Source organism: Kitasatospora sp. NPDC092948, from assembly GCF_044754805.1.
Classification (GTDB): Bacteria; Actinomycetota; Actinomycetes; order Streptomycetales; family Streptomycetaceae; genus Kitasatospora.
Genome location: NZ_JBIVPU010000003.1, coordinates 821,439 through 847,072 on the forward strand (window position 1 = coordinate 821,439; position 25,634 = coordinate 847,072).

Annotated in this window: 27 protein-coding genes and 1 pseudogene; 21 read left to right on the plus strand and 7 right to left on the minus strand. The window is 73.0% G+C overall.

The genetic code is table 11. The features are described 5' to 3' along the window. Positions 1-145 precede the first annotated feature (145 nt). A complete protein-coding gene (locus ACIQF6_RS13175) occupies positions 146-886 on the minus strand; it encodes a GntR family transcriptional regulator (protein WP_400893726.1) in 741 nt (246 codons plus the stop codon). Between the two features lie 141 nt (positions 887-1,027). Here ACIQF6_RS13175 and ACIQF6_RS13180 point away from each other — a divergent pair, with 141 nt between their 5' ends. Together ACIQF6_RS13180 and ACIQF6_RS13185 are read left to right on the plus strand one after the other, a co-directional pair. Then, positions 1,028-1,273 (plus strand): hypothetical protein, encoded by a 246-nt coding sequence (locus ACIQF6_RS13180; protein WP_400893728.1) that lies wholly within the window; start codon positions 1,028-1,030, stop codon positions 1,271-1,273. Further along, the gene (locus ACIQF6_RS13185) at positions 1,270-1,662 is read left to right on the plus strand and encodes a hypothetical protein (RefSeq protein WP_400893730.1); all 393 of its coding nucleotides are present in this window, start codon (positions 1,270-1,272) and stop codon (positions 1,660-1,662) included. The genes ACIQF6_RS13180 and ACIQF6_RS13185 overlap by 4 nt, the downstream gene beginning before the upstream one ends. Before the next feature lie 252 nt (positions 1,663-1,914). On the opposite strand, the pseudogene cofC reads toward ACIQF6_RS13185, so the two are convergent. Continuing rightward, positions 1,915-2,625 (minus strand): annotated as a pseudogene (cofC, locus tag ACIQF6_RS13190) (2-phospho-L-lactate guanylyltransferase); the annotation flags it as partial. Positions 2,626-2,851: 226 nt separating this feature from the next. Here cofC and ACIQF6_RS13195 point away from each other — a divergent pair. From ACIQF6_RS13195 to ACIQF6_RS13205, 3 genes are read left to right on the plus strand one after another with little or no spacing between them, the layout of a single operon-like run. Further along, on the plus strand, positions 2,852-3,655 hold the full coding sequence (locus ACIQF6_RS13195) for a lysophospholipid acyltransferase family protein (protein WP_400893732.1): 804 nt from the start codon (positions 2,852-2,854) through the stop codon (positions 3,653-3,655). Beyond that, positions 3,652-4,653 carry an NAD(P)H-dependent glycerol-3-phosphate dehydrogenase gene (locus ACIQF6_RS13200; protein WP_400893734.1) on the plus strand — a complete coding sequence of 334 codons (1,002 nt, stop codon included), beginning with the start codon at positions 3,652-3,654 and terminating at the stop codon, positions 4,651-4,653. Before ACIQF6_RS13195 ends, ACIQF6_RS13200 begins: the two co-directional genes overlap by 4 nt. Before the next feature lie 30 nt (positions 4,654-4,683). Further along, positions 4,684-5,826: a D-alanine--D-alanine ligase family protein gene (locus tag ACIQF6_RS13205; RefSeq protein WP_400893736.1), complete on the plus strand. Its 1,143-nt coding sequence runs from the start codon at positions 4,684-4,686 to the stop codon at positions 5,824-5,826. Between the two features lie 20 nt (positions 5,827-5,846). Here ACIQF6_RS13205 and ACIQF6_RS13210 read toward each other — a convergent pair whose 3' ends face one another. After that, positions 5,847-6,383 (minus strand): DUF3515 domain-containing protein, encoded by a 537-nt coding sequence (locus ACIQF6_RS13210; protein WP_400893738.1) that lies wholly within the window; start codon positions 6,381-6,383, stop codon positions 5,847-5,849. 19 nt (positions 6,384-6,402) lie between these two features. Continuing rightward, a complete protein-coding gene (locus tag ACIQF6_RS13215; RefSeq protein ID WP_400893740.1) occupies positions 6,403-6,636 on the minus strand; it encodes an Lrp/AsnC family transcriptional regulator in 234 nt (77 codons plus the stop codon). 170 nt (positions 6,637-6,806) lie between these two features. On the opposite strand from ACIQF6_RS13215, the gene ACIQF6_RS13220 reads away from it, so the two are divergent. The 3 genes from ACIQF6_RS13220 (at position 6,807) to thiD (ending at position 9,767) form a co-directional block, all read left to right on the plus strand. After that, a complete protein-coding gene (locus ACIQF6_RS13220) occupies positions 6,807-7,775 on the plus strand; it encodes a thiamine-phosphate kinase (protein ID WP_400893742.1) in 969 nt (322 codons plus the stop codon). Between the two features lie 134 nt (positions 7,776-7,909). After that, positions 7,910-8,935: an ATP-dependent 6-phosphofructokinase gene (locus ACIQF6_RS13225; RefSeq protein ID WP_400893744.1), complete on the plus strand. Its 1,026-nt coding sequence runs from the start codon at positions 7,910-7,912 to the stop codon at positions 8,933-8,935. Positions 8,936-8,966: 31 nt separating this feature from the next. Then, on the plus strand, positions 8,967-9,767 hold the full coding sequence (thiD, locus tag ACIQF6_RS13230; protein ID WP_400893746.1) for a bifunctional hydroxymethylpyrimidine kinase/phosphomethylpyrimidine kinase: 801 nt from the start codon (positions 8,967-8,969) through the stop codon (positions 9,765-9,767). 292 nt (positions 9,768-10,059) lie between these two features. Here thiD and rpmB read toward each other — a convergent pair whose 3' ends face one another. Next, positions 10,060-10,245, minus strand: a complete 186-nt coding sequence (gene rpmB, locus ACIQF6_RS13235; protein WP_073813963.1) for a 50S ribosomal protein L28 — start codon at positions 10,243-10,245, stop codon at positions 10,060-10,062. A 241-nt stretch (positions 10,246-10,486) separates the two neighbouring features. Here rpmB and ACIQF6_RS13240 point away from each other — a divergent pair, with 241 nt between their 5' ends. From ACIQF6_RS13240 to mutM, 10 genes are all read left to right on the plus strand, one after another. Beyond that, positions 10,487-12,094, plus strand: a complete 1,608-nt coding sequence (locus ACIQF6_RS13240) for a DAK2 domain-containing protein (protein WP_400893748.1) — start codon at positions 10,487-10,489, stop codon at positions 12,092-12,094. A 37-nt stretch (positions 12,095-12,131) separates the two neighbouring features. Further along, positions 12,132-14,336, plus strand: a complete 2,205-nt coding sequence (gene recG / locus ACIQF6_RS13245; protein ID WP_400893750.1) for an ATP-dependent DNA helicase RecG — start codon at positions 12,132-12,134, stop codon at positions 14,334-14,336. Between the two features lie 104 nt (positions 14,337-14,440). Next, positions 14,441-14,950, plus strand: coding sequence for a hypothetical protein (locus ACIQF6_RS13250; RefSeq protein ID WP_035866487.1), 510 nt, complete (start codon positions 14,441-14,443; stop codon positions 14,948-14,950). A gap of 140 nt (positions 14,951-15,090) precedes the next feature. Beyond that, a complete protein-coding gene (rsmD, locus tag ACIQF6_RS13255; RefSeq protein ID WP_400893752.1) occupies positions 15,091-15,675 on the plus strand; it encodes a 16S rRNA (guanine(966)-N(2))-methyltransferase RsmD in 585 nt (194 codons plus the stop codon). Positions 15,676-15,707: 32 nt separating this feature from the next. Beyond that, positions 15,708-16,193: a pantetheine-phosphate adenylyltransferase gene (coaD, locus tag ACIQF6_RS13260; RefSeq protein ID WP_400893754.1), complete on the plus strand. Its 486-nt coding sequence runs from the start codon at positions 15,708-15,710 to the stop codon at positions 16,191-16,193. 129 nt (positions 16,194-16,322) lie between these two features. Continuing rightward, positions 16,323-17,456 (plus strand): cell division initiation protein, encoded by a 1,134-nt coding sequence (locus ACIQF6_RS13265; protein WP_400893756.1) that lies wholly within the window; start codon positions 16,323-16,325, stop codon positions 17,454-17,456. A 157-nt stretch (positions 17,457-17,613) separates the two neighbouring features. Next, positions 17,614-18,207 carry a YceD family protein gene (locus ACIQF6_RS13270; RefSeq protein WP_400893759.1) on the plus strand — a complete coding sequence of 198 codons (594 nt, stop codon included), beginning with the start codon at positions 17,614-17,616 and terminating at the stop codon, positions 18,205-18,207. A gap of 49 nt (positions 18,208-18,256) precedes the next feature. Beyond that, the gene (gene rpmF, locus ACIQF6_RS13275) at positions 18,257-18,430 is read left to right on the plus strand and encodes a 50S ribosomal protein L32 (protein WP_035866499.1); all 174 of its coding nucleotides are present in this window, start codon (positions 18,257-18,259) and stop codon (positions 18,428-18,430) included. Positions 18,431-18,450: 20 nt separating this feature from the next. Continuing rightward, a complete protein-coding gene (gene rnc, locus ACIQF6_RS13280) occupies positions 18,451-19,233 on the plus strand; it encodes a ribonuclease III (protein ID WP_400893927.1) in 783 nt (260 codons plus the stop codon). A 1-nt stretch (position 19,234) separates the two neighbouring features. Further along, positions 19,235-20,089, plus strand: coding sequence for a bifunctional DNA-formamidopyrimidine glycosylase/DNA-(apurinic or apyrimidinic site) lyase (mutM, locus tag ACIQF6_RS13285; protein ID WP_400893761.1), 855 nt, complete (start codon positions 19,235-19,237; stop codon positions 20,087-20,089). A 154-nt stretch (positions 20,090-20,243) separates the two neighbouring features. Here mutM and ACIQF6_RS13290 read toward each other — a convergent pair whose 3' ends face one another. Then, a complete protein-coding gene (locus tag ACIQF6_RS13290) occupies positions 20,244-21,158 on the minus strand; it encodes a hypothetical protein (RefSeq protein WP_400893763.1) in 915 nt (304 codons plus the stop codon). A 201-nt stretch (positions 21,159-21,359) separates the two neighbouring features. On the opposite strand from ACIQF6_RS13290, the gene ACIQF6_RS13295 reads away from it, so the two are divergent. Beyond that, the gene (locus tag ACIQF6_RS13295) at positions 21,360-22,748 is read left to right on the plus strand and encodes a hypothetical protein (RefSeq protein WP_400893765.1); all 1,389 of its coding nucleotides are present in this window, start codon (positions 21,360-21,362) and stop codon (positions 22,746-22,748) included. Between the two features lie 54 nt (positions 22,749-22,802). Here ACIQF6_RS13295 and ACIQF6_RS13300 read toward each other — a convergent pair whose 3' ends face one another. Next, the gene (locus ACIQF6_RS13300; protein ID WP_400893767.1) at positions 22,803-24,065 is read right to left on the minus strand and encodes an MFS transporter; all 1,263 of its coding nucleotides are present in this window, start codon (positions 24,063-24,065) and stop codon (positions 22,803-22,805) included. Between the two features lie 169 nt (positions 24,066-24,234). Between ACIQF6_RS13300 and ACIQF6_RS13305 the strand changes: the two genes are divergently transcribed. Together ACIQF6_RS13305 and ACIQF6_RS13310 are read left to right on the plus strand one after the other, a co-directional pair. Next, entirely contained in the window at positions 24,235-25,032 is a 798-nt protein-coding gene (locus tag ACIQF6_RS13305; RefSeq protein WP_400893769.1) for a hypothetical protein, read from the plus strand. Between the two features lie 131 nt (positions 25,033-25,163). Further along, positions 25,164-25,457, plus strand: a complete 294-nt coding sequence (locus ACIQF6_RS13310; RefSeq protein WP_400893771.1) for an acylphosphatase — start codon at positions 25,164-25,166, stop codon at positions 25,455-25,457. Positions 25,458-25,634 lie beyond the last annotated feature (177 nt).

Consider the following 25,634-nt stretch of genomic DNA (forward strand, 5'->3'; position numbering starts at 1 on the left):
GGGTCGGACCGCTCGGACGGCCGGCGGGGGCAGGCTGTTCGGGGAGCGGCGGCGGACAGCGGGGGACGGGCTGTTCGGGTGAACGGCGAGCGGGCGGCGGCCGGGCGAGCGCGGCCGGCCGGGAAATGCGCGGGGCCGGCCGGAATTACTCCGGCTGTTCCACCGGCAGCTCGTAGATGATCTCCCAGCGGGAATCCGGAATCACCAGATCCGAGGTCTCCACCGGCCGCCCGGAGTCGTCGAGATACGTCCGCTCGATCAGCATCACCGGATCGCCCGCGCCGATCCCCAGCAGGTTCGCCTGCTCCGGCGTCGCCCGCCCGGGGCGCGGCCGCTCCTCGGCGCGCACCACCCGGACCCCGATCGAGGCCATCCGCTCCACCACGCCGCGACCGCTCAGCGGCCCCAACTCCGGGAGCAGGACGGGAGTTCCGTCGGTGATCGCCATCGGCTCCCAGGAGTCGGCGAGTTGGACCGGCTTGTGCTCCAGGGTGAACTCGTAGCGGGTGTGCACGGTCAACTCGCCCGGCTCGATGGCCAGTCGGCGCGCCACCGCGGGCGGGGCGGGCACCCGCGAGTCGGTGTGGGACTCCCAACTCCCGTTCGGCACCGCGGAGACGGGGAACGCGCCGGCCGATCGGGTGCGCAGCATCGGGCGCCGCTCCACCGGCTCGCGCAGATACGTCCCGGAACCGGCCCGGCCCTCCAACAGGCCTTCGGCGATGAGGACTTCCTGTGCCCGCTGGAGCACGTTGGCCCCGACGCCGTAGTCCACGGCCAGCTGTGCACGGGACGGCAGTCGCTCGCCGATCGCCCACTCGCCGTCCGCCACCCGGCGTCGCAGATGGTCCGCGATGCGGAGGTACGGCGGGTCCTGTGAGGGCATCTGGCATCTCCCGGCGAAAGGCGAGACCTGCCGGGATGCGGCAGGACGGGTGATTCAGCTTGACAATCTAATGCATCAGGTGGAATCTAATGGCTTAGATTCACTTTGCGTGATCGGCCGACTTCGGGGGAGAGGCGTGGCGTGCGAACCACCAGGGTGTTCGACCTTGCATCCAGGCTCGCCGCCGCCACCGGAGCCGAAGCCCGGATCCGCCGCCTTCCCGGCGGCGGCCACCGGATCGAAGCCACCCTCCCCGGCAACCCGGACGCCGAGGCCCACCTGGTGCTCCTCGACGTCCTCACCGAAGCCGACCGGTACGGCCATCGCCATACCTCCCGGTCCCACACCGTCTGGGCCGAACTCGACCCGCCACAGGAGCCGCCGTGAAGGGCCAGCAGTCCGGATACGCCGTCAGCATCGACGGCATCACCGAATCGGCCTCGTTCCTCTCCCTCGCCGACGCGCTCGCCTCGCTCTGGGGCACCCTGCGGACGCTTCCGCTCGGCTGGACGCAGTACGAGGCCTACCGCTACTTCTTCGGCCCGGGCGTCGCGCAGCGCACCGAGGGGTTCCTGGCCCGGGACGGGCACCTGGTGCTGACTTTCGCCCTGCTCGGCCACACCCGGCTGATCAGGGTGCTGCCCACCACCGCGGGCCCGCTGCAACTCGGTCCGAAGCGCCTGGAGTTGCTCGACACCCCGGCCGTGATGGCGCTCTGCCTGCACGACTCGGCGGGGTACTCCGGCCCGGGGCTGCGCCTCCCGCGCAGCGCCTGACCGGAGCCCCGGCCGCGCGGCGGTCGCCGAGGAGCGTCAGGCGGACTCGGGGTCCGGGAAGGTGGAGAGGGTGAGGAAGACGACGCGGCGGGCGGGGCCCTCGCCGGTGGTGCGGATGCGCAGGCGCTGGCCGGGGCGGAGCAGGCGGAGGCCGCCCGCGTCGAAGGCCGGGGCGTCGAAGGGGACGGGGGTGCCGTCGTCGAGCAGGACCGAGCCGGAGCGGGTCGTGGGGTCGAAGGTGAACGCGGTGGCCTGCATGGGAAGCAGCATAGAGCTTTCGAGCAGGGCCCCGGTGGCCGGGCCGAGGCCGAGTCGGTGGGCGTCCGCCAGGTCCTCGGGGGTGTCGACGTCGCGCCGGACGGACGGCACGTCGGGGAGGTGGAGTTCGGCCGCCCCGCCGGCCGCGTGCCGGTGCCGCGAGCCGGGCCCGAAGGCCGGCCGCAGCGGGACGCCGGGCGGGCCGGCGAGCAGGACCGTCCCGGTGCCGGGGGCGTCCGCGAGGAAGGCCCGGCCGTGCGGGGGCACGGCGGAGAGGACGCGGGCGAGTTCGGCGGGCCGCAGCGCCGGCAGGTCCGCGGACAGGGTGGCGACGGGGGAGCGGGGGTGCAGCCGGTGCGCGGCGCTACTGCCGTGCGAGAGCGCCGGGTTGAGGCCGTCGCCGGGTTCGTCGTCGAGGACGGTGGCCCCCAGCGCGCGCAGCGCACTCGCGGCGTGCGGATCCCGCCCGACCACCAGCACCCGTCCCACCGCGGGGCAGGCGAGCGCCGCGGCGACGGTGTCGAGCGCGAAGGCGAGGGCGAGCCGGGGCCGCAGCGCGCCCAGCGCCACGAGGCGGCTCTTCGCCTCGGCGAGCGGCTTGACCGGGACGACCAGGGTCCAGCCGAGCCGCGGTGTCGCCCGTCCCGGGCCCGGCCCCGGGACGGACGGGCGGACGGTGGCGGGGCGTACGGTGTCCTCTGTCATCGGCGTCATTGTGACGTCGGCCGGGGAGGCCTGGCCAGCGGTTCCGGGGAGTCCGGGCCGTCGGCGGGGCACCGGACGGCCGGTGGCGGTGGTGGCTGCTCGACACGGACTTCCCTCGCGGGTGAGACTGGTCGGCGCCTCGGAGCCACTGCCCGGCCCCCCGGCGAGGGAGAGAGACCAGCGGCACCGCTCGGGCGGGACGCCGCGCGAATGAGGAGGAGCTGGGGTGGCCCGCCGCTCTAATGCCAGGTTCGGAAACGCCGACTACGGGATCTGGTACCGCTTCGCGGCGGTGCTCGTGAAGCCGGTGACAAACGCCCTGGCGAAGACGGACTGGCGGGGCTGGGAGAACCTGCCCGAGAAGGGCGGGTTCATCGCCGTGGTGAACCACAACTCGGTGATCGACCCGGTGTTCTACGGGCACTGGCAGTACAACTCGGGCCGCCCGCCGCGGATACTCGCGAAGTCCTCGCTGTTCTCGGTGCCGTTCATCGGCTTCATGCTGCGCAAGACCGGCCAGATCCCGGTGTTCCGGGAGTCCACCGACGCCGCCGACGCGTTCCGGGCCGCCATCGACGCGGTCAACTCCGGCCAGTGCGTGCAGTTCTACCCGGAGGGCACGCTCACCCGGGACCCGGACATGTGGCCGATGACCGGCAAGAGCGGCGCCGCCCGGGTCGCGCTGATGACGGGTGCGCCGGTGATCCCGGTGGCGCACTGGGGCGCGCAGGAGATCATCCCGCCGTACGGGAAGGGCGGAAAGGGCAAGTACCACCTGTTCCCGCGGCACAAGGTGACGGTCGCGGCCGGCCCGGCGGTCGACCTGAGCAAGTACCAGGGCCAGGAGATCACCGCCCAGGTGCTGCGCGACGCCACCGACGACATCATGGCGGCGATCACCGCCGTGCTGGAGGGGATCCGAGGCGAGCAGGCGCCCGCCGAGCGCTACGACATGCGCAAGGCCGCCCGGGAGCGGGCCACGGCCGCCGAGGCCAAGCGCGAGCGGGCAGCCAAGGAGGACGGCCGATGACCCGCTGCGCGGTGATGGGGACGGGCTCCTGGGGCACCGCCTTCGCGATGATCCTGGCCGACGCCGGCTGCGAGGTGACCCTGTGGGGCCGCCGGCAGGAACTCGCCGACGCCATCAACAAGGACCACGTCAACCCGGACTACCTGCCGGGTCGGGCGCTCCCCGCGTCGATCCGGGCGACCACCGACGCGGCCGCCGCGCTGGCCGGCGCGGACTTCGCGGTGCTCTCGGTGCCGTCCCAGACGCTGCGCGACAACCTCGCGCACTGGGCGCCGATGCTCGCCCCGGACACGGTGCTGGTCAGCCTGATGAAGGGCATCGAACTGGGCACCGCGAAGCGGATGAGCGAGGTGATCGAGGAGGTCGCCCAGGTCGGCCCGGAGCGCGTCGTGGTGGTGTCCGGCCCCAACCTGGCCGGCGAGATCGCCAACCGGCAGCCCGCCGCCACCGTGGTCGCCTGCACCGACGAGGAGGTCGCCAAGCGCTTCCAGAAGGCCTGTCACACCCCCTACTTCCGCCCGTACACCAACACCGACGTGGTGGGCTGCGAGCTCGGCGGCGCGGTGAAGAACGTGATCGGCCTGGCGGTCGGCATGGCCAACGGCATGGGCCTGGGCGACAACACCAAGGCCACCCTGATCACCCGCGGGCTGGCCGAGACCACCCGCCTCGGCCTGCGCCTGGGCGCCGACGCGCACACCTTCGCGGGCCTGGCGGGCATGGGCGACCTGGTGGCGACCTGCTCCTCGCCGCTGTCCCGCAACAACACCTTCGGCACCAACCTGGGCCGCGGCATGACGCTCGCCGAGACCATCGCGGCGACCAGCCAGACCGCGGAGGGCGTGAAGTCCTGCGAGTCGGTGCTCGACCTGGCCCGCCGCAACGGTGTGGACATGCCGATCGTCGAGGCCGTGGTCGACGTGGTGCACAACGGCCGGCCGACCCAGGAAGTGCTGGAGGGGCTGATGGCCCGTTCGGCCAAGCCTGAACGCCGGTGACCGGAATCGGACGGTAGTCTCAAGGCCGATATGAGCATCGAACAGACCTCCCCGAACCAGTCGGCCAAGCCGCGCGTCGCGATCGTCTTCGGCGGTCGGAGCTCCGAGCACGGCGTGTCCGTGGTCACCGCCGCCAGCGTGCTGCGCTCGATCGACCGCAGCAAGTACGAGGTGCTGCCGATCGGCATCACCCACGAGGGCCGCTGGGCCCTGGTCGGCGACGAACCCGCCCGGATGGCGATCACCGACGGCCGGATGCCCGACGTCGACCAGGTCGCCGAGTCCCCCGAGGGCCAGGTCGCGCTGCCCCTCGCGCCCGGCAACCGCGACGTGGTGTGGAGCGAGCCCGGGGCCGCGCCGAAGGTGCTCGGCGAGGTCGACGTGGTGCTGCCGCTGCTGCACGGCCCCTGGGGCGAGGACGGCACGCTGCAGGGCCTGCTGGAGCTCTCCGGGGTGCCGTACGTCGGCTCCGGCGTGCTGGCCAGCTCGGTCGGCATGGACAAGGAGTTCACCAAGCGGATCATCGAGTCGCTCGGCCTGTACGCGGGCGAGTACACGGTGGTCAAGCCGCGCGAGTGGCAGTCCGAGGACGGCCGGGCCGCCGCCCGCGAGCGGATCGCCGCGCTCGGCCTGCCGCTGTTCGTCAAGCCCTGCCGGGCCGGCTCCTCGATCGGCATCACCAAGGTCAAGGACCTCGCCGACCTGGACGCCGCGATCGACGAGGCCCGCCGCCACGACCCGAAGGTGATCGTGGAGAAGGGCGTCGAGGGCCGCGAAATCGAGTGCGGCGTGCTGGAGTTCGAGGACGGCCCGCGCGCCTCGGTGCCCGCCGAGGTACTGGTCGACGCCGACTTCGAGTTCTACGACTTCGAGGCCAAGTACATCGACTCCTCCGAGGTCGAGATCCCCGCGAAGCTCACCGACGCCGAGCGCACCGAACTCCAGCGCCAGGCCGTCGAGGTGTTCGAGGGCCTCGGCTGCGAGGGCCTGGCCCGGGTCGACTTCTTCCTGCTGAACGACGGCCGGTGGATGGTCAACGAGATCAACACCATGCCCGGCTTCACGCCGATCTCCGCCTACCCCAAGATGTGGGAGGCCACCGGCGTGCCCTACGCCGAGCTGATCGACCGCCTGCTGGCGGCCGCGCTGCGCCGCTCCACCGGCCTGCGCTAGCGGGCTCGGCCGGACAGGCCCTACGCGTTGGCGCCGAAGCAGTCCGAGTCGGCCTGCCCGTCGATGATCGGGACGGTCGACCGGATGGCGTCGGCGAAGGAGCTCAGCGGATCCGCGTAGTTGCCGTACGCGCCCGCCGGGACGTGCACCTCCACGTACGCCTTGCGCAGCCCGGTGGCGAACCAGTAGCCGCCCTGCCCGTCCTCGTTCAGGCCCCAGCTGACCTCGTCGATGCACGGGCCCTTGCGGTCGCTGTTCAGGTAGTCGGGCCGGTCCCCGCCGCAGGTCATCACGGTGCGCGGGGAGGACGCCCAGGCCGCCGTGTACGGGGAGGCCGGGGACGGGTCCTTGCGCGGGTGGCCGAGCACCTCGCCGGGCAGCTTCGCGTCCAGTGCCCGGCAGTACTCGGCGGCCTGGGCGCTCGGCGTGGGCGGGGTGACGTCGGGCTCGCCGCTCCAGAACGCGACCAGCCCCGCCGTCAGCGCCAGCAGCACGGCGGGGGGCGCGAGCCAGCGGACCGGCGCGGGCAGGCGGTTCAGGAGGTCGCGAGAGGGCACCCGTCGATGGTAAGCGCCCCTACAGGCGAACCACCGGACAGGTCAGGGTGCGGGTGATCCCCTCCACCTGCTGCACCCGGGCCACCACCATGCGGCCCAGCTCGTCGATCGACTCCGCCTCGGCCCGGACGATCACGTCGTACGGGCCGGTCACGTCCTCGGCGGTGAGCACCCCGGGGATCTTGGCGATGGACTCGGCGACCGCGGTGGCCTTGCCCACCTCGGTCTGAATCAGGATGTAGGCCTGCACCACGGTGGACCTCCAGGCGGCTGGGCGGGGGGAGTTGCTGACCGGCAGTCTGATCACCACGCTACCGCGCGACAGCGGCACAGGGGAGACCTCGGCACCCCTGGAGGGCGTACGCTGCCGCGCGGGGGGCGCACCCCAGACGGATCACGTGAAGGACGCGGGAGGACGGGCTGATGCAGGGGACCGTGGGCGAGCTCGGCGAGTTCGGGCTCATCCGGGAGCTGACCGCACGGCTGCCGATGACGCCGGCGGTGGAACTCGGGCCCGGTGACGACGCGGCGGTGGTCAAGGCCCCCGACGGCCGGGTGGTGGCCACCACCGACGTGCTCATCGAGGGCCGGCACTTCCGCCGCGACTGGTCCACCGCGTACGACGTGGGCCGCAAGTGCGCCGCCCAGAACCTGGCCGACATCGCCGCGATGGGCGCCGTCCCCACCGCCCTGCTGCTCGGCCTGGTCGCACCCGCCGACCTGCCCACCACCTGGGCCACCGAACTGATGGACGGCCTGCGCGACGAGTGCCAGGTGGCCGGCGCCACCGTGGTCGGCGGCGACGTGGTCCGCGGCGACACCATCACCCTCGCCATCACCGCCCTCGGCGACCTGCAGGGCCGCCGCCCCGTGGTCCGCTCCGGCGCCCAGGTCGGCGACGTGGTCGCCGTCACCGGCTGGCTCGGCTGGTCCGCCGCCGGGCTGACGGTCCTCCAGCGCGGCTTCCGCTCCCCGCGGGCCTTCGTCGAGGCGCACCGCCGCCCCGAACCGCCGTACCACGCCGGCCCCGCGGCCAGCGACCTCGGCGCCACCGCCATGGTCGACGTCTCCGACGGGCTGGTCGCCGACCTCGGCCACGTCGCCCGGGCCAGCGGCGTGGACATCGACCTGCGGGCCGCCGACTTCGACGTCCCCGCGCAGATGGCCGACATCGGCCAGGCCGTCGGCGTCGACCCGCTGGTGTGGGTGCTGTCCGGCGGCGAGGACCACGCGATCGTCGCGACCTTCCCCAAGAGCACCCAACTCCCGGCCCGCTGGCGGCAGATCGGCGAAGTGGTGCGCCCCGCCCGGGCCGGCCGCGGGGGAGTGGTCACGGTCGACGGCGCCCCCTGGGACCGCACCGCCGGCTGGGACCACTTCGCCGAGCAGTAGGCCTTGTGGCTACCCCTCGGTAGCTCGGTGAACGCGTAGGGTGGCGACTGTCGGCCGACCGGCCACGTCGGCGGCCCGGTCCCACCTACGCGGGGGCCTGCACCGGCCCCCGGGAGCAGGAGAGCACAGCCACCATGCGCATCGGCGTTCTCACCAGCGGCGGCGACTGCCCCGGCCTCAACGCGGTCATCCGCTCCGTCGTGCACCGCGGCACCGACGTGCACGGCGACGAGATCATCGGCATCGAGGACGGCTTCCTCGGCCTGATCGAGGGCCGCGCCCGCCCGATCTCGCACGATGATGTCACCGGCCTGCTCACCCTCGGCGGCACCATCCTCGGGTCCGCCCGGGTGCAGCGCGAGAAGATCCGCTGGGCGGTCGAGAACAGCGCCGAACTCGCCGCCCGGATCGGCATCGACGCGCTGATCGCGATCGGCGGCGAAGGCACCCTCACCGCCGCCAAACTCTTCAGCGACGCCGGACTGCCGGTGGTCGGCGTCCCCAAGACCATCGACAACGACATCGACGCCACCGACGTCACCTTCGGCTTCGACACCGCCGTGCACGTCGCCACCGAGGCCATCGACCGGCTCAAGACCACCGCCGAATCCCACCAGCGCGTCATGGTCGTCGAGTTGATGGGCCGCCACACCGGCTGGATCACCCTCACCGCGGGCATGGCCGGCGGCGCCCACGGCATCCTCGTCCCCGAGAAGCCCTTCGACATCGAGGCCGTCGCCCGGATGATCGAGGACCGCTTCCGGCGCGGCAAGAAGTTCGCCATCATCGCCGTCGCCGAGGGCGCCCAGCCGATGCCCGGCACTCTGCGCTTCGAACACGGCGAGGTCGACCGGTTCGGCCACCAGACCTTCGGCGGCATCGGCACCCGGCTCGCCCTCGAACTGGAGAACCTGCTCGGCAAGGAGGCCCGACCGGTCATCCTCGGCCACACCCAGCGCGGCGGCACCCCCACCGCGCTCGACCGGGTCCTCGCCACCCGCTTCGGCTGGCACGCCGTCGAAGCCGTCCACCAGGGCGCCTACGGCCACTTCACCGCGCTGCACCACACCGAGATCCGGCTCGTGCCGATGGCCGAGGGCGTGGTCCGGCTCAAGACCGTCCCGCCGGACCGCTGGGTCGAGTCCGAGGCCGTGCTCTGACCCGACCTCCCCGGTGGGTAGGTTGGGGCCCATGACCACCAACACCGCCCCGCCCCGGGTGCTCACCGTCGCCGGCTCCGACAGCGGCGGCGGTGCCGGCATCCAGGCCGACCTCAAGGCGATGCTCGCCCTCGGCGTCCACGGCATGAGCGTCATCACCGCCGTCACCGCGCAGAACTCGCTCGGCGTCCAGGGCTACTGGGAACTGCCCGCCGAAGCCGTCCGCGCCCAGTACCGCAGCGTCGTCGACGACATCGGCGTCCAGGCGATCAAGACCGGCATGCTCGCCTCGATCGAACTCGTCGAAACCGTCTCCGCGCTCCTCGCCGACGCCCCCGCCCCCGTGGTCGTCGACCCCGTCGGCGTCTCCAAGCACGGCGACGCACTGCTCGCCGCGGAGGCCGTCGCCACCGTCCGCGAGCGGCTCCTGCCGGTCGCCACGCTGGTCACCCCCAACCTGCACGAAGTGACCCAACTCACCGGACTCGAAGTCGCCGACGAGAGCCGGATGCTCGGTGCCGCGAAGGCGCTGCGCGACCTCGGCCCGCGCTGGGTCCTGGTCAAGGGCGGCCACCTCGAAGGCGAAGCCGCGGACCTCCTGCTCGGCCCCACCGGCGAAACCCACTGGTACCGGGCCCCCCGCCACAACAACCGCCACACCCACGGCACCGGCTGCACCCTCGCCAGCGCGATCGCCGCCCAGCTCGCCAAGGGCGACGAGATGCCGACGGCGGTCGCGAACGCCAAGGCCTACGTGACGGGCGCCATCGAACACGGCTTCGCCCTGGGTTCCGGCATCGGGCCGGTGGACCACTTCTGGCAGCAGAGGTAGCGCTCCGTCAGGGGGGGGCACCACCAGGGGCTCGGGGAACGGCGAGGCCATGTCTGCGAGTGATCAACAGGGCGCTTGGCGTTCCGCCGTTTCGGGTTCCTGTCTTGAGGCCCGCCGCAGCCATGACCAACCGCTGTCTCTGGCCGCCAGCAACAGGACCCCGCCGTTCCCCGGGCCCCTGGATTCGCACCCCCCCCTGAACGCGAAAAACACGAAAGCCGACCATGACCCCCGGAGGGAATGATCGGCTTTCGCTACAGCAAGAAAGGTGACCGGCATGCCGGTCTGCGCGTCAGCGCGAGACCTTACCGGCCTTGATGCACGAGGTGCAGACGTTGAGCCGCTTCGGCGTGCGCCCAACCACAGCGCGCACCGTCTGGATGTTGGGGTTCCAACGACGGGGGGTGCGGCGGTGCGAGTGGGAGATGCTGTTGCCGAAGCCCGGGCCCTTGCCGCAGACGTCGCAGTTGGCAGCCACAGGAGTCACTCCAAGACTTCAGATCAGGAACTTGAACAGCCCGGGGTGTTCCAGGCAACCGGGAGAGCATACAACGGTGACTCCCGCTCAACGAAACTACCACGATCGTCGGGGTGATCGTTCCCGCGACCTGCACCGGAGGGTGCCGCAGGCGGTGTCCCGGGGGCCGATAACCTGCCAGCATCGCCCCTCGCCACCGCGTCCCGTCGCGTTTCCGTGGCGTTCACCCGGAGGAGACCTGGTGCTCGACACCCTAGACGCCCCGGCCGTCCGCACCTGGTGCCGGCTCGCGCTGGCGGCCCTCGGCCAGGCCCGCGAGGAGATCGACGCGCTGAACGTCTACCCGGTTCCGGACGGCGACACCGGCACCAACCTGTATCTGACGGTGGAGTCCGCCGCCGAGGCGCTCGACACCCTGTTCGCGGGTGGGGAGACGCCCGAGCTGGCCGCCGCCGCGACCGCCGCGGCCCGGGGGGCGCTGATCGGGGCCCGCGGCAACTCCGGGGTGATCCTCGCGCAGTGGCTGCGGGGTCTCGCCGAGGTGCTGGCGGAGAACGGCGAGCTGGGGGAGGCCCTCGACAACGGCGCGCGTTCCGCGTACCTGGCCGTCGCGGAGCCGGTCGAGGGCACGCTGCTGACCGTCGCCGCGGCCGCCGCCGACGCCGCGAAGGCCGTGGCGGGACTGACCGGCCAGGCGCGGGAGGCGTACCGGGCGGCCCGGCAGGCGCTGCTGCTCACGCCGGACCAGCTGGCGGTGCTCGCCGAGGCGGGCGTGGTGGACGCCGGCGGTCGCGGCCTGGTCGCGGTGCTGGGCGCGCTGGTGGACGCGGTGTCCGGGCAGCAGCCGATGGGGCCGGTCGCGCTGCGGCGCGAGGTGGACCCTGTGCTGGTGGCCGGCTGCGAGGGCCACGAGCGTCCGCCGGGCCCCGGCCACCCCGCGTTCGAGGTGATCTACCTGCTGGAGGCGGAGGACGGGCGGCTGCCGCGGCTGCGCGAGCGGCTGGGGCGGCTCGGCGACTCGCTGGTGATCGGCGGCGGCGACGGCCTGTGGAACGTCCATGTGCACGTGGACGACGCGGGCGCGGCCGTCGAGGCCGGTGTCGAGGCGGGCCGGCCGTACCGGATCCGGATCACGCACTTCGCCGAGGCGGCGGCCCGCTCCGGCGAGCGCGAGGAGACCGTCTCGCACGGCCGGGCCGTGCTCAGCGTGGTGACCGGCAGCGGGCTGGCCCAGCTGTGCGAGCAGGCCGGCTCGGTGGTGCTCGCCGCGGACCCGGACCGCGCCCCGGCCAGCGCCGAGCTGGTCGCCGCCGTGCACCGCTGCGCGGCCCGCGAGGTGATCCTGCTGCTCAACGACCCCGAGCTGCGGGCCGCCGCCGGCGCCGCCGCCGACCAGCTGCGCGAGGAGGGCGTGCGGATCGCCGTGCTGCCGACCCGCTCCCCGGTGCAGGGCCTGGCCGCGCTCGCCGTGCACGACGCCGGCCGCCGCTTCGACGAGGACGTGGTCGCCATGACGTCCGCCGCCGGCGCCACCCGGTACGCCGAACTCGCCGTCGCCGAGGGCGAGTCCTGGACGATGGCCGGCGTCTGCCAGGCCGGCGACGTGCTCGGCCTGATCGACGGCGACGTCGCGGTGATCGGCCGCGACCTCACCGAGACCGCGCTCACCGTGCTGGACCGGATGATCGCGGCGTCCGGCGAACTCGTCACCCTGGTGCTCGGCGACGACGCCCCCGCCGAGCTCGCCGACCGGCTGATCGCGCACGCCCGGCGCACCCGCCCCGAGGTCGACACCGTCGCCTACCGGGGCGGCCAGGAGGCCGCGCCGCTGCTGATCGGCGTCGAGTGAGCCGGGACGTCGGTCCCGTGGTGTGAAATGGGACCCGATGGGCGCTCTCGATGAACCACTGAAGGACCTGGTCGGCGACCGCACCGCGAAGGTGCTGGCCGACTCCCTCAAGCTGCGCACGGTCGGCGACCTGCTGCACCACTACCCGCGCCGGTACGTCGAGCGCGGCCAGCTCACCAGCCTGGACGAGCTGGACGTGGACGAGCACGTCACGGTGCTGGCCCGGATCGAGAAGGTGACGCTGATCCCGTTCCGCGGCCGCAAGGGCGACCGGCTGGAAGTGGTGGTCACCGACGGCCGGTCCCGGCTGTCCCTGGTGTTCTTCAACCAGGGCTGGCGGCAGAAGGACCTCAAGCCCGGCCTCCAGGGCCTGTTCGCCGGCAAGGTCGGCATGTTCAACCGCACCCGCCAACTCGCCTCGCCCGACTACCAGTTGATCGACGACGAGGAGGGCTCGTCGGCGGCGGAGCAGTTCGCCGGCCGGCTCATCCCGGTCTACCCGGCCAGCGCCCAGCTGCCCAGCTGGAAGCTCTCGCTCTGCGTCGAGATGGCCCTCACCAAGCACCTGGCGGACGTCGGCGAGCCGCTGCCCGCCGAACTGCGCGCCGAGCACGACCTGATCCCGTTGCCCGAGGCGCTGGAGCTGATCCACCGCCCCCGCAACCAGGTGGAGAAGGAACGCGCCCAGAACCGGCTGCGCTGGGACGAGGCGTTCGTCCTCCAGGTCGCCCTCGCCCAGCGCCGGGCCGCCGACTCCGCGCTGCCCGCCGTCCCGCGCCGCGCCGTCCCCGGCGGCGTGCTGGACGCCTTCGACGCCCGGCTGCCGTTCACCCTGACGGACGGTCAGCAGAAGGTGTGCGCCGAGATCTTCGCCGACCTCGCCACCGAACACCCCATGCACCGCCTGCTCCAGGGCGAGGTCGGCTCCGGGAAGACGCTCGTCGCGCTGCGCGCCATGCTCGCCGTGGTCGACGCCGGCGGCCAGGCCGTGCTGCTGGCGCCCACCGAGGTGCTCGCCCAGCAGCACCACCGCTCCATCGTCGAGATGATGGGCGACCTCGCCGAGGCGGGCATGATCGGCGGCTCCGAGATCGGCACCCGGGTCGCCCTGCTCACCGGCTCGATGGGCGCCGCCGCCCGCCGCGGCGCGATGCTCGACATGGCCTCCGGCAAGGCCGGCATCACCATCGGCACGCACGCGCTGATCGAGGACAAGGTGCAGTTCGCCGACCTCGGCCTGGTGGTGGTCGACGAACAGCACCGGTTCGGCGTCGAACAGCGCGACGCGCTGCGCGCCAAGGGCGAACAGCCCCCGCACCTGCTGGTGATGACCGCCACCCCGATCCCGCGCACCGTCGCGATGACCGTCTTCGGCGACCTGGAGACCTCCGTCCTCGACCAGCTGCCGTCCGGCCGCTCCCCGATCTCCACCCACGTCGTCCCCGCCCTGGAGAAGCCCAACTTCCTCACCCGCGCCTGGGAACGCGTCCGCGAGGAGGTCGGCAAGGGCCACCAGGCGTACGTGGTCTGTCCGCGGATCGGCGACGAGGACGAACAGACCAAGGGGAAGAAGAAGCGCAAGGAGGAGCCGGAGGAGGTCGGCGGGGGAGCGGACAGCGAGGAGCGCCGGCCGCCGCTGGCGGTGGTCGAGACCGCCGAGAAGCTCGCCAAGGGCCCGCTCGCCGGGCTGCGGGTGGAGATCCTGCACGGCCGGCTCGCCCCCGAGGCCAAGGACGACGTGATGCGCCGCTTCGCCGCCGGCGAGGTCGACGTGCTGGTCGCCACCACCGTCATCGAGGTCGGCGTCAACGTCCCCAACTCCACCGTCATGGTGATCATGGACGCGGACCGGTTCGGCGTCTCCCAGCTCCACCAGCTGCGCGGCCGGGTCGGCCGCGGCTCCGCCGCCGGCCTGTGCCTGCTGGTCAGCGACATGCCCGCGGCCGGCGCCGCCCGCGCCCGGCTCGACGCGGTGGCCGGCACCCTGGACGGCTTCGCGCTCTCCCGGATCGACCTCGAACAGCGCCGCGAGGGCGACGTGCTCGGCCAGGCCCAGTCCGGCGTGAAGTCCTCGCTCAAGGTGCTCTCCGTCCTCGACGACGAGGACGTCATCGCCACCGCCAGGGCCGAGGCCACCCGGCTGGTCGCCGCCGACCCTTCGCTGGCCGCCCACCCCGACCTGCGCACCGCGCTGGAGAGCCTGCTCGACGAGGACCGCGCGGAGTACCTGGAGAAGGGCTGACGGGCCGTGTGATCAGGCCGGACTGTCAGTGCCCCGAGAGAGAATGAAGGTGTTCGGGGCGCACTCCAAGTGGCGTCCCCGGCGCGAGATTTGGGGGTCATTGCATGGCATTCCGTCACCTCAACGAGCTCCCGCTCGGCGACAAGGTCTTCCGGATCGAGGTCGCCAGCGAGGACGACCGCGAAGTCACCCTCACCCTGACCGGCTGGCGCGAGGGCAACTCCGCCAACCCGGTCGCCTCCGGCAAGCTCCGCCTCCCGGTGGAGGACGTCGCCTCGCTGCGCATCGCGCTCAACCGCGCCCTGCGCGCGCTGGCGATCGTCGCCGACGTCTCCGAGCCCATCCCCGACCGCGACGTGCTGCGCGAGCTCTACCCCGGCCACGGCTCCCCGTGGGTGCCGCAGCACGAGGAGGAGCTGGTCCGCCGCTTCCACGACGGCGACACCATCGCCCGGATCGCCGCCCGCTACGGCCGCACGCCCGACTCCGTCCGCACCAAGCTGCGCGAACTCGGCCACGACCCGCGCCGCCCGGAGTACTGCCCGCCGGACGGGTGCCTGTCCTGGTCCCGGTACGCGTCGCCGACCCTGTTGGGCGCGGCGTCCAATGAGTGACCGCCTGCTCTAGACACCGGGGCGCGAGGGGCTGCGCCGACCTGCCGTGCACTATTTGTCGGCTATGGTCGGGCGCAGTTCTCCCCCAGCCCCAGCGGGCTGGGGGTACCCCCACGCGCCCCTGCCTTTAAGGACTTTCCATGCCCCGCGTCATTGCCGGCCGTGCCGGAGGCCGCCGTCTCGCCGTGCCGCCCGGCCGGAACACCCGTCCGACCTCCGACAAGGCGCGGGAGGCGATGTTCTCCACCGTCGAGTCGCTGTTCGGGCCGATCGCCGGGGCGCGGATGCTGGACCTGTTCGCGGGCAGCGGCGCCGTCGGGCTGGAGGCGCTGTCCCGGGGCGCGGCGCACGCGCTGCTGGTGGAGGCGGACGCGAGCGCGGTGAGGACGGTGCGGGAGAACGTCCGGACGCTGGGGCTGCCGGGCGCGGAGGTGCGGGCCGACAAGGCGGAGAAGGTCATTGCGGGCGCTCCTCCGGCCCAGCCGTACGACCTGGTCTTCCTGGACCCGCCGTACGCGGTCGAGGACGCCGTGCTGCGGGAGATGCTGGTCACACTCCGCTCGGGGGGCTGGCTGTCCGAGCATGTTCTCGTCACCGTGGAACGCAGCACCCGAGGGGGCGAGTTCGGCTGGCCGGACGGCTTCGAGGGGCTGCGCTCGCGCCGGTACGGCGAGGGCACGCTCTGGTACGGTCGCGCCGCTACCGGGGCTGACCAAGACTCGTAGCAGAACATCCCGCCCCACAAGGGAGCACACCCATGCGTCGCGCCGTCTGCCCGGGGTCCTTCGACCCCATCACCAACGGACACCTGGACATCATCGAGCGGGCCTCGAAGCTGTACGACGTGGTGCACGTGGTGGTGGCGGTGAACCACAACAAGCAGGGGATGTTCTCCACCGAGGAGCGGATCGCGCTGATCGAGGAGACCACCGCACACCTGGGCAACATCGAGGTGGAGCCGCACAGCGGCCTGCTGGTGGACTACTGCAAGCAGCGCGGCATCCCGGCGATCATCAAGGGCCTGCGCGCGGTCAGCGACTTCGACTACGAGCTGCAGATGGCGCAGATGAACCACGGCCTGACCGGTGTGGAGACGCTGTTCGTGCCGACCTCGCCGACCTACAGCTTCCTCTCCTCCAGCCTGGTCAAGGAGGTAGCCACGCTGGGCGGCGACGTGTCCCACCTGCTGCCCGGCCTGGTGCACCGGCGGTTGGTCGAGCGGATCGCCGAACGCCGCAAGTGACGGAGGCGTTGTGAGCGGCGGGGTGGGTGGCCGTACAGTCTGTACTCCCGGCCCCGGGACCGCGATTCGCGGCTCCGTGGCACTGCCTCCGCCGCACCTCGGCGGCACACGGAAAGACTGAAGACGCCCGTGGACGTGCAGCAGAAACTCGACCAGATCATCGCCACGGTCGAGAAGGCCAAGGCGATGCCGATGTCGGCCTCCTGCGTGGTCAACCGTGCCGAGCTGACCGGCCTGCTGCGCGAGCTGCGCGACGCGATGCCCGCCGAACTCGCCCAGGCGCAATCGGTGGTGGCGGACCATCAGCAGATGGTGGCGGACGCTCAGGCGCAGGCCGACCAGATCATCCGCGGCGCGCACGACGAGCGCGGCTCGCTGATCTCCGACACCGAGGTGGTGCGCCAGGCGCAGGCCGAGGCGGACCGGATCCTGGGCGAGGCCCGGGCCGAGGAGCGGACCAAGCGCGCCGAGGCGGACGACTACGTCGACTCCAAGCTCGCCAACTTCGAGGTGGTGCTCACCAAGACGCTCGGCGCGGTCGGCCGCGGCCGGCAGAAGCTGCGCGGCGAGGCCGGGGTGTACCAGCCGGACGGCGAGAGCGCCGAGGACGGCGAGGAGTTCCAGCCGCAGCGGATCAGCCCCAGCCCCGAGGCCGACGAGTACGTCGATGTGAAGCTCGCCACCCTGGAGGCGGTGCTCTCGGCGACCCTGGAGGCGGTCGGCAAGGGCCGGGACAAACTGCTCGGCAAGGCCCCGATCGACGAGCTGGGCGCCTACCTGGCCGCCGCCGACGAGGCCCAGCAGCTCAAGGACCGCGCCGAGGCGGTGGCGGCCGGTTTCGCCACCACCGACGGCGAGCAGTCCTGGTACGCGGACGTCCCGCAGCAGCAGACCTGGCCGGAGCAGACCCCGGCCGCGGCCGGCTGGCAGAACCCCGCCGAGGACCAGTACGGCCAGCCGCAGACCCCGCAGTACGCCGAGGTGTACGGGGGCGGCTACGACCCGGCGGCGGTCCCGCAGGCGGACCCGTACGGGCAGCCCTACGGCTATCAGCAGCCGGTCGACCCGACGTACTACCAGCAGCAGTACCAGCAGCCGGGCTACGACCAGTGGGGCAACCCGCTGCCCGCCGACCCGAACGGCTACCCGCCGCAGCCGCAGCAGCTGCCCCAGGTGCCGCAGCAGCCCGGGCTGGACGAGACCAGCTTCTTCGACACCAGCATGATCGACATGACCCGGCTGCGGGAGCTCGGCGGCCGGTAGACCGGGCGAGTTGGGTTCGGCCCGGACTCTCGGGTAGTCTGACCACTCCGGCCTGCTCGTGCCGGGTTCGCCGTGTGCCCGCGTCCGGGCCGCGCACTGCAGGAACCACATCCGCGCCACGCAGGGATGCGTGCCGCCGCCAGGAAGTCAGGAAACCTTGAACCGCCTCGACCACCGCGACCCGCTCGTGTTCGACACGCATGAGCTCGGCCGTCGCCCCGGTTCGCTGCGCAAGGTCTCCCGCACCGCGGAGGCCCCGGCGGAGCTGGGCGTTGCAGACGTCATCGGCGTCCCCGAGAAGAGCGAGATCAAGCTGGAGCTCCGCCTGGAGTCCGTGGTCGAGGGCGTGCTGGTCACCGGCACCGCCGAAGCCCACGTGACCGGCGAGTGCTCCCGCTGCCTGGAGCCGATGGAGGACGACCTGGAGGTCGACTTCCAGGAGCTGTACTACTACCCGGAGTCCGAGGAGCGTCACCGCGCGATCGCGGGGGGCGACTTCGACGAGGAGTCCGAGGACGAGACTTACCGCCTGGAGGGCGACCTGTTCGACCTCCAGCCGGTGCTGCGTGACGCGGTGGTGCTCGCACTGCCGCTGCAGCCGGTGTGCCAGGACGACTGCCTGGGTCTGTGCTCCGAGTGCGGGGCCCGCCTGAGCGACGACCCGTCGCACCACCACGACGCCGCCGACCCCCGGTGGGCGGCTCTGCAGGGACTCTCCGCCGCCCCCGGCGACGAGGGTGACGAGGAATAAGACACAGCGGTACCCGTGAGGGTCTCGCCGTAGAACCAGGAGATTTACCGTGGCTGTTCCGAAGCGGAAGATGTCGCGCAGCAACACGCGTCACCGGCGTTCCAACTGGAAGGCCGTCGTGCCCGCGCTCGTCGCGTGCGACCGCTGCCACGAGCCGAAGCTCGCGCACATCGCGTGCCCGAGCTGCGGCACGTACAACCGTCGCCAGGTCCTCTCGGTCTGATCGGCGGGGTGCACGGATCGATGTCGGACGGCAGCAATTCCTCTCGCAAGCCGAACCCCGCGACCAACGGGGGTAAGGGCGGCGGGCCGGCTTCGACCGAATACGACGTCCTGGAAGGGCGCCTCGGGTACCCACTTGAGCGCGCCCTTCTGGTACGTGCCCTGACCCACCGCTCGTACGCGTACGAGAACGGCGGGCTGCCCACCAACGAGCGCCTGGAGTTCCTCGGCGACTCGGTGCTGGGCCTGGTGGTGACCGACACCCTCTACCGCCTCCACCCGGAGGTCGCCGAGGGGACGCTCGCCAAACTGCGTGCCGCGGTGGTCAACTCCCGCGCGCTCGCCGAGGTCGGCCGCAGCCTGGACCTCGGTGCCTTCATCCGGCTCGGCAAGGGTGAGGAAGGAACCGGCGGCCGCGACAAGTCGTCGATCCTCGCCGACACCGTCGAGGCCGTGATCGGCGCCATCTACCTCGATCAGGGCCTCGGGGCGGCCACGGACTTCGTCCACCAGCTCTTCGACCCGCTGATCGCGGAATCCGCGCTGCTCGGCGCCGGACTCGACTGGAAGACCAGCCTCCAGGAACTCACCGCCGCCGTCGGCATCGGTGTTCCCGAGTACGTGGTCACCGAGTCCGGACCGGACCACGAGAAGACCTTCACCGCCGCCGCCCGGGTGGCCGGCCAGGACTACGGCTCCGGGAGCGGACGCTCCAAGAAGGAAGCCGAGCAGAAGGCCGCCGAATCCGCGTGGCGCTCCATCAAGGCCAAGCAGGACGGCGACCAGCCGACCGCCACCGCCTGACGTGCCCGAACTCCCCGAAGTCGAAGTCGTCCGCCGCGGCCTGGCCCGCTGGGCCGCCGGCCGGACCGTCAGCGACGTCGAGGTGCTGCACCCGCGCGCCGTCCGCCGGCAGGCAGGCGGCGCCGAGGAGTTCACCGCACTGCTGAGTGGCCGCACCTTCGGGGAGCCGCAGCGCCGCGGCAAGTACCTGTGGGTGCCGCTCGGCGACGGCCTGTCGATGATCGGCCACCTCGGCATGAGCGGCCAACTGCTCGTCCAGGAAGCCGACCTGGCGGACTCGGTGCACCTGCGGGTGCGCCTCCGGTTCGCGGACGGCGGCACCGAGCTGCGCTTCGTCGACCAGCGCACCTTCGGCGGCCTCGCCGTCGAGGAGACCGAGCCGGACGACCCCGAGGCCACCCCGCTCTCGCTCGCCCACATCGCCCGCGACCCGCTCGACGCGCGCTTCGACGACACCGCGTTCGTCACCGCGCTGAAGGCCAAGCGCACCACCGTGAAGCGGGCGCTGCTCGACCAGACGCTGATCAGCGGCGTCGGCAACATCTACGCCGACGAGGCGCTGTGGCGCAGCCGCCTGCACTACGACCGCCCCACCGCCACCCTGACCCGGCCCGCCGCCCTCGAACTGCTCGGCCACGCCCGGGACGTGATGACGGCGGCGCTGGCCGTCGGCGGGACGAGCTTCGACTCGCTGTACGTCAACGTCAACGGCGAGAGCGGCTACTTCTCCCGCGACCTGGACGCCTACGGCCGCGAGGGCGAACCGTGCCGCCGCTGCGGGACGGCGATGCGCCGCGACGCCTGGATGAACCGGTCCAGCTACTACTGCCCGAAGTGCCAGCGCCGCCCGCGCTGATCAGCCGTACGCGACGCGACCCGCTCGATCTCCTGGAGCCGCCGCTCGGCGCACGCGGCGCCCGCCTGCGCGCACCGTTCCGGCCACGGCGTGACACCGCCGGTCACGGCGGCCTGACCGAGGCGTTCCGCGGTGCGGCGGCGGTGAAAGGCCGTCAGCTCGACTTCCCGGCGGCGGCCTTCTCCTCCTCGGCCGCGGCCTGGAGTGCGCCGCCGTCCTCACCGAAGTAGGCGACGCCGACGGCGCTGACCACGGCCAGCAGGAAGCCGAGGACGGCCAGCCAGGCCAGGCCCGGGCGGGAGGAGTCGCCGAGCCAGAGGACGCCGACCGCGCCCGGGACGACCGTCTCGCCGACCACCAGGGCGGCGGTCGCGCCGTTCACCGAGCCGACCTGGAGGGCGACGGTGTGCAGGTACATGCCGCCGATGCCGCCGATCAGGATGGCGTACAGCGCCGGGTCGGCGAGCAGCGCGGTGATCGAGAACGGCTCGATGCCGTCCAGGATGCGCACGCCGATGCCGAGCGCGCCGAAGCCGAGGCCGGACAGCAGGCCCGCCACGATCGCCCCGCCGGAACCCAGCCGGCGGACGATCAGCGAGCCGCCGGCGATCAGCACCGCGGAGCCGATCAGCAGCGCCCAGTGGAAGGCCCGCGCGGCGTGGTGGCCGCCCTCCGGCCCGGCGGCGACGGCGAGCAGCACCAGGGCGCTGCACAGGATGCCGATGGACAGCCACTCCAGCTGCCGCAGCCGCAGCCCGAGCAGCTTGACCGACAGCAGCGCGGTGATCACCAGGTTGGCGCTGATGATGGTCTGCGACAGGAACAGCGGCAGCAGCCGCGCGGCCAGCGCGCCCAGCCCGAAGCCGATGAAGTCCAGCACCGTGCCGAGGATGAACTCCCAGGTGACGGCGGCCTTCGCGGTGGAGGCCAGGCTCGGCCCGCCGTGCTCGGTGACGGTGCCGTCGGCCGCCTCCTGCCGGGCCGAACGCCTGGCGCCGACGGCTTGCAGCACCGAGCCGGTGCCGTAGCAGACGGACGCGGCGACGGCGGTGACGAGGCCGAGGATCACGCTGGGGTCTCCTGTCGCGGGAGGGAAGATCGTCACCACTATGCCTGCTCGCCGCCCGGCCGCGGTGGCTCGGGGCCCAACTCCGGCCGGTCGGCGGGGGTTCTCCCGGTCGGGCTCGTCCCCGGGTAGGGGGAGATCTCAGGGTCGGACCGTCCCGTGGGAGGGCGTGGATCGGGCATCGGGCCCGGTACGGTCTTCGGTATGAGAACTGTGCTTCGCCGCTCCCGAGCCACCGGGCCGGCCGCCGTGCTGGCAGCTCTGCTCGGCCTGTTGATGGTCCTCGGCCTGTCAGCGCCCGCGCAGGCGGCCGGAATCGCCGACGCGGCCGACTCGCTGAAGAAGGTCCAGGTCTACGTCGACCCGGCGATGAGCAGCCGGTTCTCCAAGGACCAGGCCGACGCGCTGGCGAAGAAGCTGAAGAACGCCGACAAGCCGATCTTCGTCGCGGTGGTCCCGGACAGCCAGGCGTACGCCCCGAAGACCCTGCTGAGCGACCTGCGCACCCAGGTCGGCATCGTCGGCGTCTACGGCGTGTGGCGCGGCAACGCGTTCGACGTCGGCTCGGACCCGAAGGCCCTGCCGCTCACCTCCGCCAAGAAGATCGCCGGTTCGTCCTTCCGTTCGCACAGCGGCGACATCAACGGCACCGTCAACGACTTCGTCGACCAGGCCGCCAAGCAGACCAAGGGCGACGGCCCGCAGCACAGCGTCTCCGCGGCCTGGGTCGTCGTCCCCGTGGTGCTGCTGGTGCTGGCCGGCGGCGGCGTGTTCCTGCTGTTCCGCCGCGCCAAGAAGCGCAAGGAGGAGAAGGCCCGGGCCGAACTCGCCCAGCTGCGCACCGTGGTGGACGAGGACATCACCGCGTTCGGCGAGGAACTCGACCGGCTCGACTTCAACCCCGGCGCCCCCGGCGCGGACGACACCCAGCGCGCCGACTACACCCGCGCGCTGGACTCCTACGACCGCGCCAAGCGGACCATGGACGAGGCCACCAAGCCCGACGACGTCCGCCCGGTCACCGAGGCGCTGGAGGACGGCCGGTTCGCGCTGGCCACCCTGTCCGCCCGTCGCGAGGGCCGTCCGCTGCCGGAGCGCCGCGTCCCGTGCTTCTTCGACCCGCGGCACGGCCCCTCCACCACCGACGTCCAGTGGGCGCCGGCCGGCGGCGCGCCGCGCTCCGTCCCCGCGTGCGCCGACGACGCGGCCCGCCTGGCCGTCGGCCAGGACCCCTACATCCGCACGGTGGAGACCGAGCACGGCCACCAGCCGTACTGGAACGCCGGCCCGGCCTACAGCCCGTGGGCGGGCGGCTACTTCGGCGGCGGCATGCTCCCCGGCCTGCTGGTCGGCACCATGCTCGGCTCGATGCTCTCCGGCCCGAGCTACGCCTACGCCGGCGGCCACCACGACTACAGCGGTGGCGGCAACGTCGACTACAACGGCGGCGCGGACGCCGGCGAGTACTCGGGCGCGGCCTTCAACTCCTCCGACTTCTCCGGCGACTTCGGTGGCGGCAGCGGCTTCGGTGACTTCGGCGGTGGCGGCGACTTCGGTGGCGGCGGCGACTTCGGCGGGAGCTTCGGCGACTGACGCCCGTTCGCCCGCTGCCCGGCCCCCGGTCCCCTCGTGGACCGGGGGCCGCTGTCATGCCCGGGCGGGGGCGGACGTCTCGGCGACGCCGGCGGGCGCGGGGCCGGCGGGCTCCCGGCGGCCCACCACCAGCAGGGTCAGCGTGCAGGACACCAGCTGCCAGGCCGCGCCGAAGCCCAGCACCGAGGCCGTGCCGACCCGGTCCGCGATCGGCCCCGCCAGCGCCAGCCCGACCGGGCCGAACGCGAACGCGCCGAGCGTCCCGTACGCGCTGACCCGGCCCAGCGCCTCGGCCGGGACGTGACGCTGCGTCAGGGTGACGAACAGGGTGCCGCAGACGATCGAGGTGATGCCCGCGCCGACCGCCGCGACGGCCACCAGGGGCAGCGGCCAGCCCAGCGCCAGCGCGCCCGAGGGCAGTGCCCAGCCCGCCGTCACCGCGATCGCCGTCCGCAGCGGCCGGGCCGGTTCGCGGCCGAGCAGCAGCAGCCCGCCGAGCACCGCGCCCGCCCCGTACGCGCCCATCACCACGCCCCAGCCGCCGGCCCCGCCGAGGCGCTGCTCCGCCACCACCGGGCCGAGGATCAGGAACGGCGCCCAGACCAGCAGGTTGAACAGGCAGGCCTGCAGGGTGCTCACCCACTGCCACCGGCGGGAGCTGAACTCCGCCCAGCCGTCCCGCAGTTCGGCCAGCAGCGAGGGTTGGTCGGAGGTGTCCCGGGCGACGGCGGGCAGCCGGAGCAGGGCCAGCGCCACGCCGCCGACCGCGTACGTGGCGGCGTCCACCAGCAGCACCCAGCCGGGGCCGGCGACGGCGGTCAGCCCACCCGCGAGGGCCGGGCCGGCCACCGCGGTGCCGTTCCGGGCGATCCCCAACAGGGCGTTGGCGTCGCCGAGTTGCCCGGCCGGGACGAGCCGTGGCAGCAGTGCGTCCAGGGACGGCATGAACACCGCCTCGGCCAGGCCCCAGAGCACCATCAGCGCGGCCATCGCCCAGATCCGGTCGTGCGCGGTGAACATCAGCACCGCCATCGCCGCCTGGGTCGCGCAGCGCAGTCCGTCCGAGCCGAGCATCACCGGGCGCGGGCCCAGCCGGTCCGCGGCCGCGCCGCCGAGCACCAGCAGCAGCACGATCGGCAGGATCCGCGCGGTCATCACCACGCCGAGCCCGGAGCCGCCCCCGCCGCTGTCGAGCACGGCGAACGCCACGGCCACCGAGGCCATCGAAGAACCGAACAGGGAGACGGCGAAGCCGATGAAGAAGAGGCGGAACTCCCGTCCGCGCAGGACGGCGAGCCGCCGTGAGGTCAGCACCATGACCGGCAGAGTGCCCCGCCGCAGAGGCGTCCGACAAGGGCTTCCGGCGAAAAAGTTGAGTGTTGGGGCATCAATTTTCGGAGAGCCTCGATCGGCCGCAGTAAATGGGTCGTTTACCGCAGTGGGGAGCGGTGTTGACGATCCTTCGGGTCCGCTGTTTACTGCGGTTGTGACACCTGTGGAGTTCGCCGTCGCGGCCGAGCACTACCTGGCGGAGGCCCGACTGTCCGAGGGCTCCCGGCGGGTCTACCGGATCGCCCTGCACACCTGGGCCTGGCTGCTGGTCGGCCGCACCCCGCCGGTCGGCGCCGACCGGCGGCGGGCCGCGCCGCCGGTGCTGCCGCTCGCCCGGCTGGACGGGCCGGACGCGTCCCGGCGGGTGGCCGAGGCGTTCGCCGCCCGCGCCGAGGCGGTCGGGGTGCGCACCGCCAACCGCGAACTGTCCGTGCTGCGGGCCGCCGTCCGATGGTGGTGCGAGCGGGGCTGGCTGGCCGCCGACCCCGCCGAGGGCCTGCGCCCGCTGCCCGCCGCCGCGCCCGAACCCGCGCTCACCGACGCCCAGGTGCGGGCCGTGCTGGCGCTGCGGGCGCCACTGCGCGAGAAGGTGCTGTGGCACCTGGTCCGGGAGACCGGCGCGCCGATCGAACGGCTGCTGGCGCTGGACGTGGACCGGCTCGACCCGGCCGACCGGCAGACCCGGCCCGCCGGCGGCGAGCGTCCGCTGCGCTGGCGCGGCGGCACCGCCCGGCTGCTGCCGCTGCTGATCGCCGGGCGCAGCGCGGGCCCGCTGTTCCTCACCGGCCGCCGGGCTCCGGCCGGCACCCCGGAGCGCGACCGCTGCCCGCTCACCGGCCGGGCCCGGCTCTCCTACCGCCGGGCCGCCGAACTGTTCACCGCCGCCACCGCCCCACTGGACCCGGCCGGCCGCGGCTGGACGCTGCACCGGCTGGCCGAGCCGCGCCGCTGAACCCGTACGCCACGGCGAGGTATGGCCGCGATGCCGATGCCGTGAATGCGCGCGGGCCGGTGCGGAGGCACGGTGGAAGGGGCGTGAAACCCGTTCCGTGCGCCCCTGAAGTGCCCGACTATGGTCGACGCATGCAAGGTCACGACAGTCACCGTCCCGTCCGCGCCACCATCTGGGTGCGTGGGCGCGTCCAGCAGGTGGGGTTCCGCTGGTGGACCAGGGCCAGGGCTCTGGAGATCGGGCTGACGGGCTACACGAGCAACCTCGGTGACGGTCGTGTCCAGGTGGTCGCCGAGGGGTCGCGCGCGGACTGCGAGCGGCTGCTCGCCGCGCTGCGCGGGCCCGGAACGCCAGGTCGGGTCAGTGGGGTCACGGAAATCTGGAGCGCCGTGGGCGACGGGTACGACGGCTTCGCGATCCGATGAGTACACCGCGGTTGCCGGTCGGAGGAGAGCCGCCGGCAACTGCCGGTGTCGTGTGGTTGCCAACCGGGCAGACTCGTGGTTGACTCCGCAAGCGTAGTGATCCACTACCCCGGCCGATGGCGTGACGACCCCGCCATGCAGGTGACAGGGGCGCGGTAGCGTGCGGTGATCGTGTTG

Bases quoted from the DNA above. Each gene is read 5' to 3' on its own strand.
- ACIQF6_RS13175 (WP_400893726.1), bottom strand. From the start codon at position 886: ATGCCCTCACAGGACCCGCCGTACCTCCGCATCGCGGACCATCTGCGA.
- ACIQF6_RS13200 (WP_400893734.1), top strand. From the start codon at position 3,652: ATGACCCGCTGCGCGGTGATGGGGACGGGCTCCTGGGGCACCGCCTTC.
- ACIQF6_RS13205 (WP_400893736.1), top strand. From the start codon at position 4,684: ATGAGCATCGAACAGACCTCCCCGAACCAGTCGGCCAAGCCGCGCGTC.
- ACIQF6_RS13220 (WP_400893742.1), top strand. From the start codon at position 6,807: ATGCAGGGGACCGTGGGCGAGCTCGGCGAGTTCGGGCTCATCCGGGAG.
- ACIQF6_RS13225 (WP_400893744.1), top strand. From the start codon at position 7,910: ATGCGCATCGGCGTTCTCACCAGCGGCGGCGACTGCCCCGGCCTCAAC.
- thiD (WP_400893746.1), top strand. From the start codon at position 8,967: ATGACCACCAACACCGCCCCGCCCCGGGTGCTCACCGTCGCCGGCTCC.
- recG (WP_400893750.1), top strand. From the start codon at position 12,132: ATGGGCGCTCTCGATGAACCACTGAAGGACCTGGTCGGCGACCGCACC.
- ACIQF6_RS13250 (WP_035866487.1), top strand. From the start codon at position 14,441: ATGGCATTCCGTCACCTCAACGAGCTCCCGCTCGGCGACAAGGTCTTC.
- rsmD (WP_400893752.1), top strand. From the start codon at position 15,091: ATGCCCCGCGTCATTGCCGGCCGTGCCGGAGGCCGCCGTCTCGCCGTG.
- coaD (WP_400893754.1), top strand. From the start codon at position 15,708: ATGCGTCGCGCCGTCTGCCCGGGGTCCTTCGACCCCATCACCAACGGA.
- rnc (WP_400893927.1), top strand. From the start codon at position 18,451: ATGTCGGACGGCAGCAATTCCTCTCGCAAGCCGAACCCCGCGACCAAC.
- ACIQF6_RS13295 (WP_400893765.1), top strand. From the start codon at position 21,360: ATGAGAACTGTGCTTCGCCGCTCCCGAGCCACCGGGCCGGCCGCCGTG.
- ACIQF6_RS13300 (WP_400893767.1), bottom strand. From the start codon at position 24,065: ATGGTGCTGACCTCACGGCGGCTCGCCGTCCTGCGCGGACGGGAGTTC.
- ACIQF6_RS13310 (WP_400893771.1), top strand. From the start codon at position 25,164: ATGCAAGGTCACGACAGTCACCGTCCCGTCCGCGCCACCATCTGGGTG.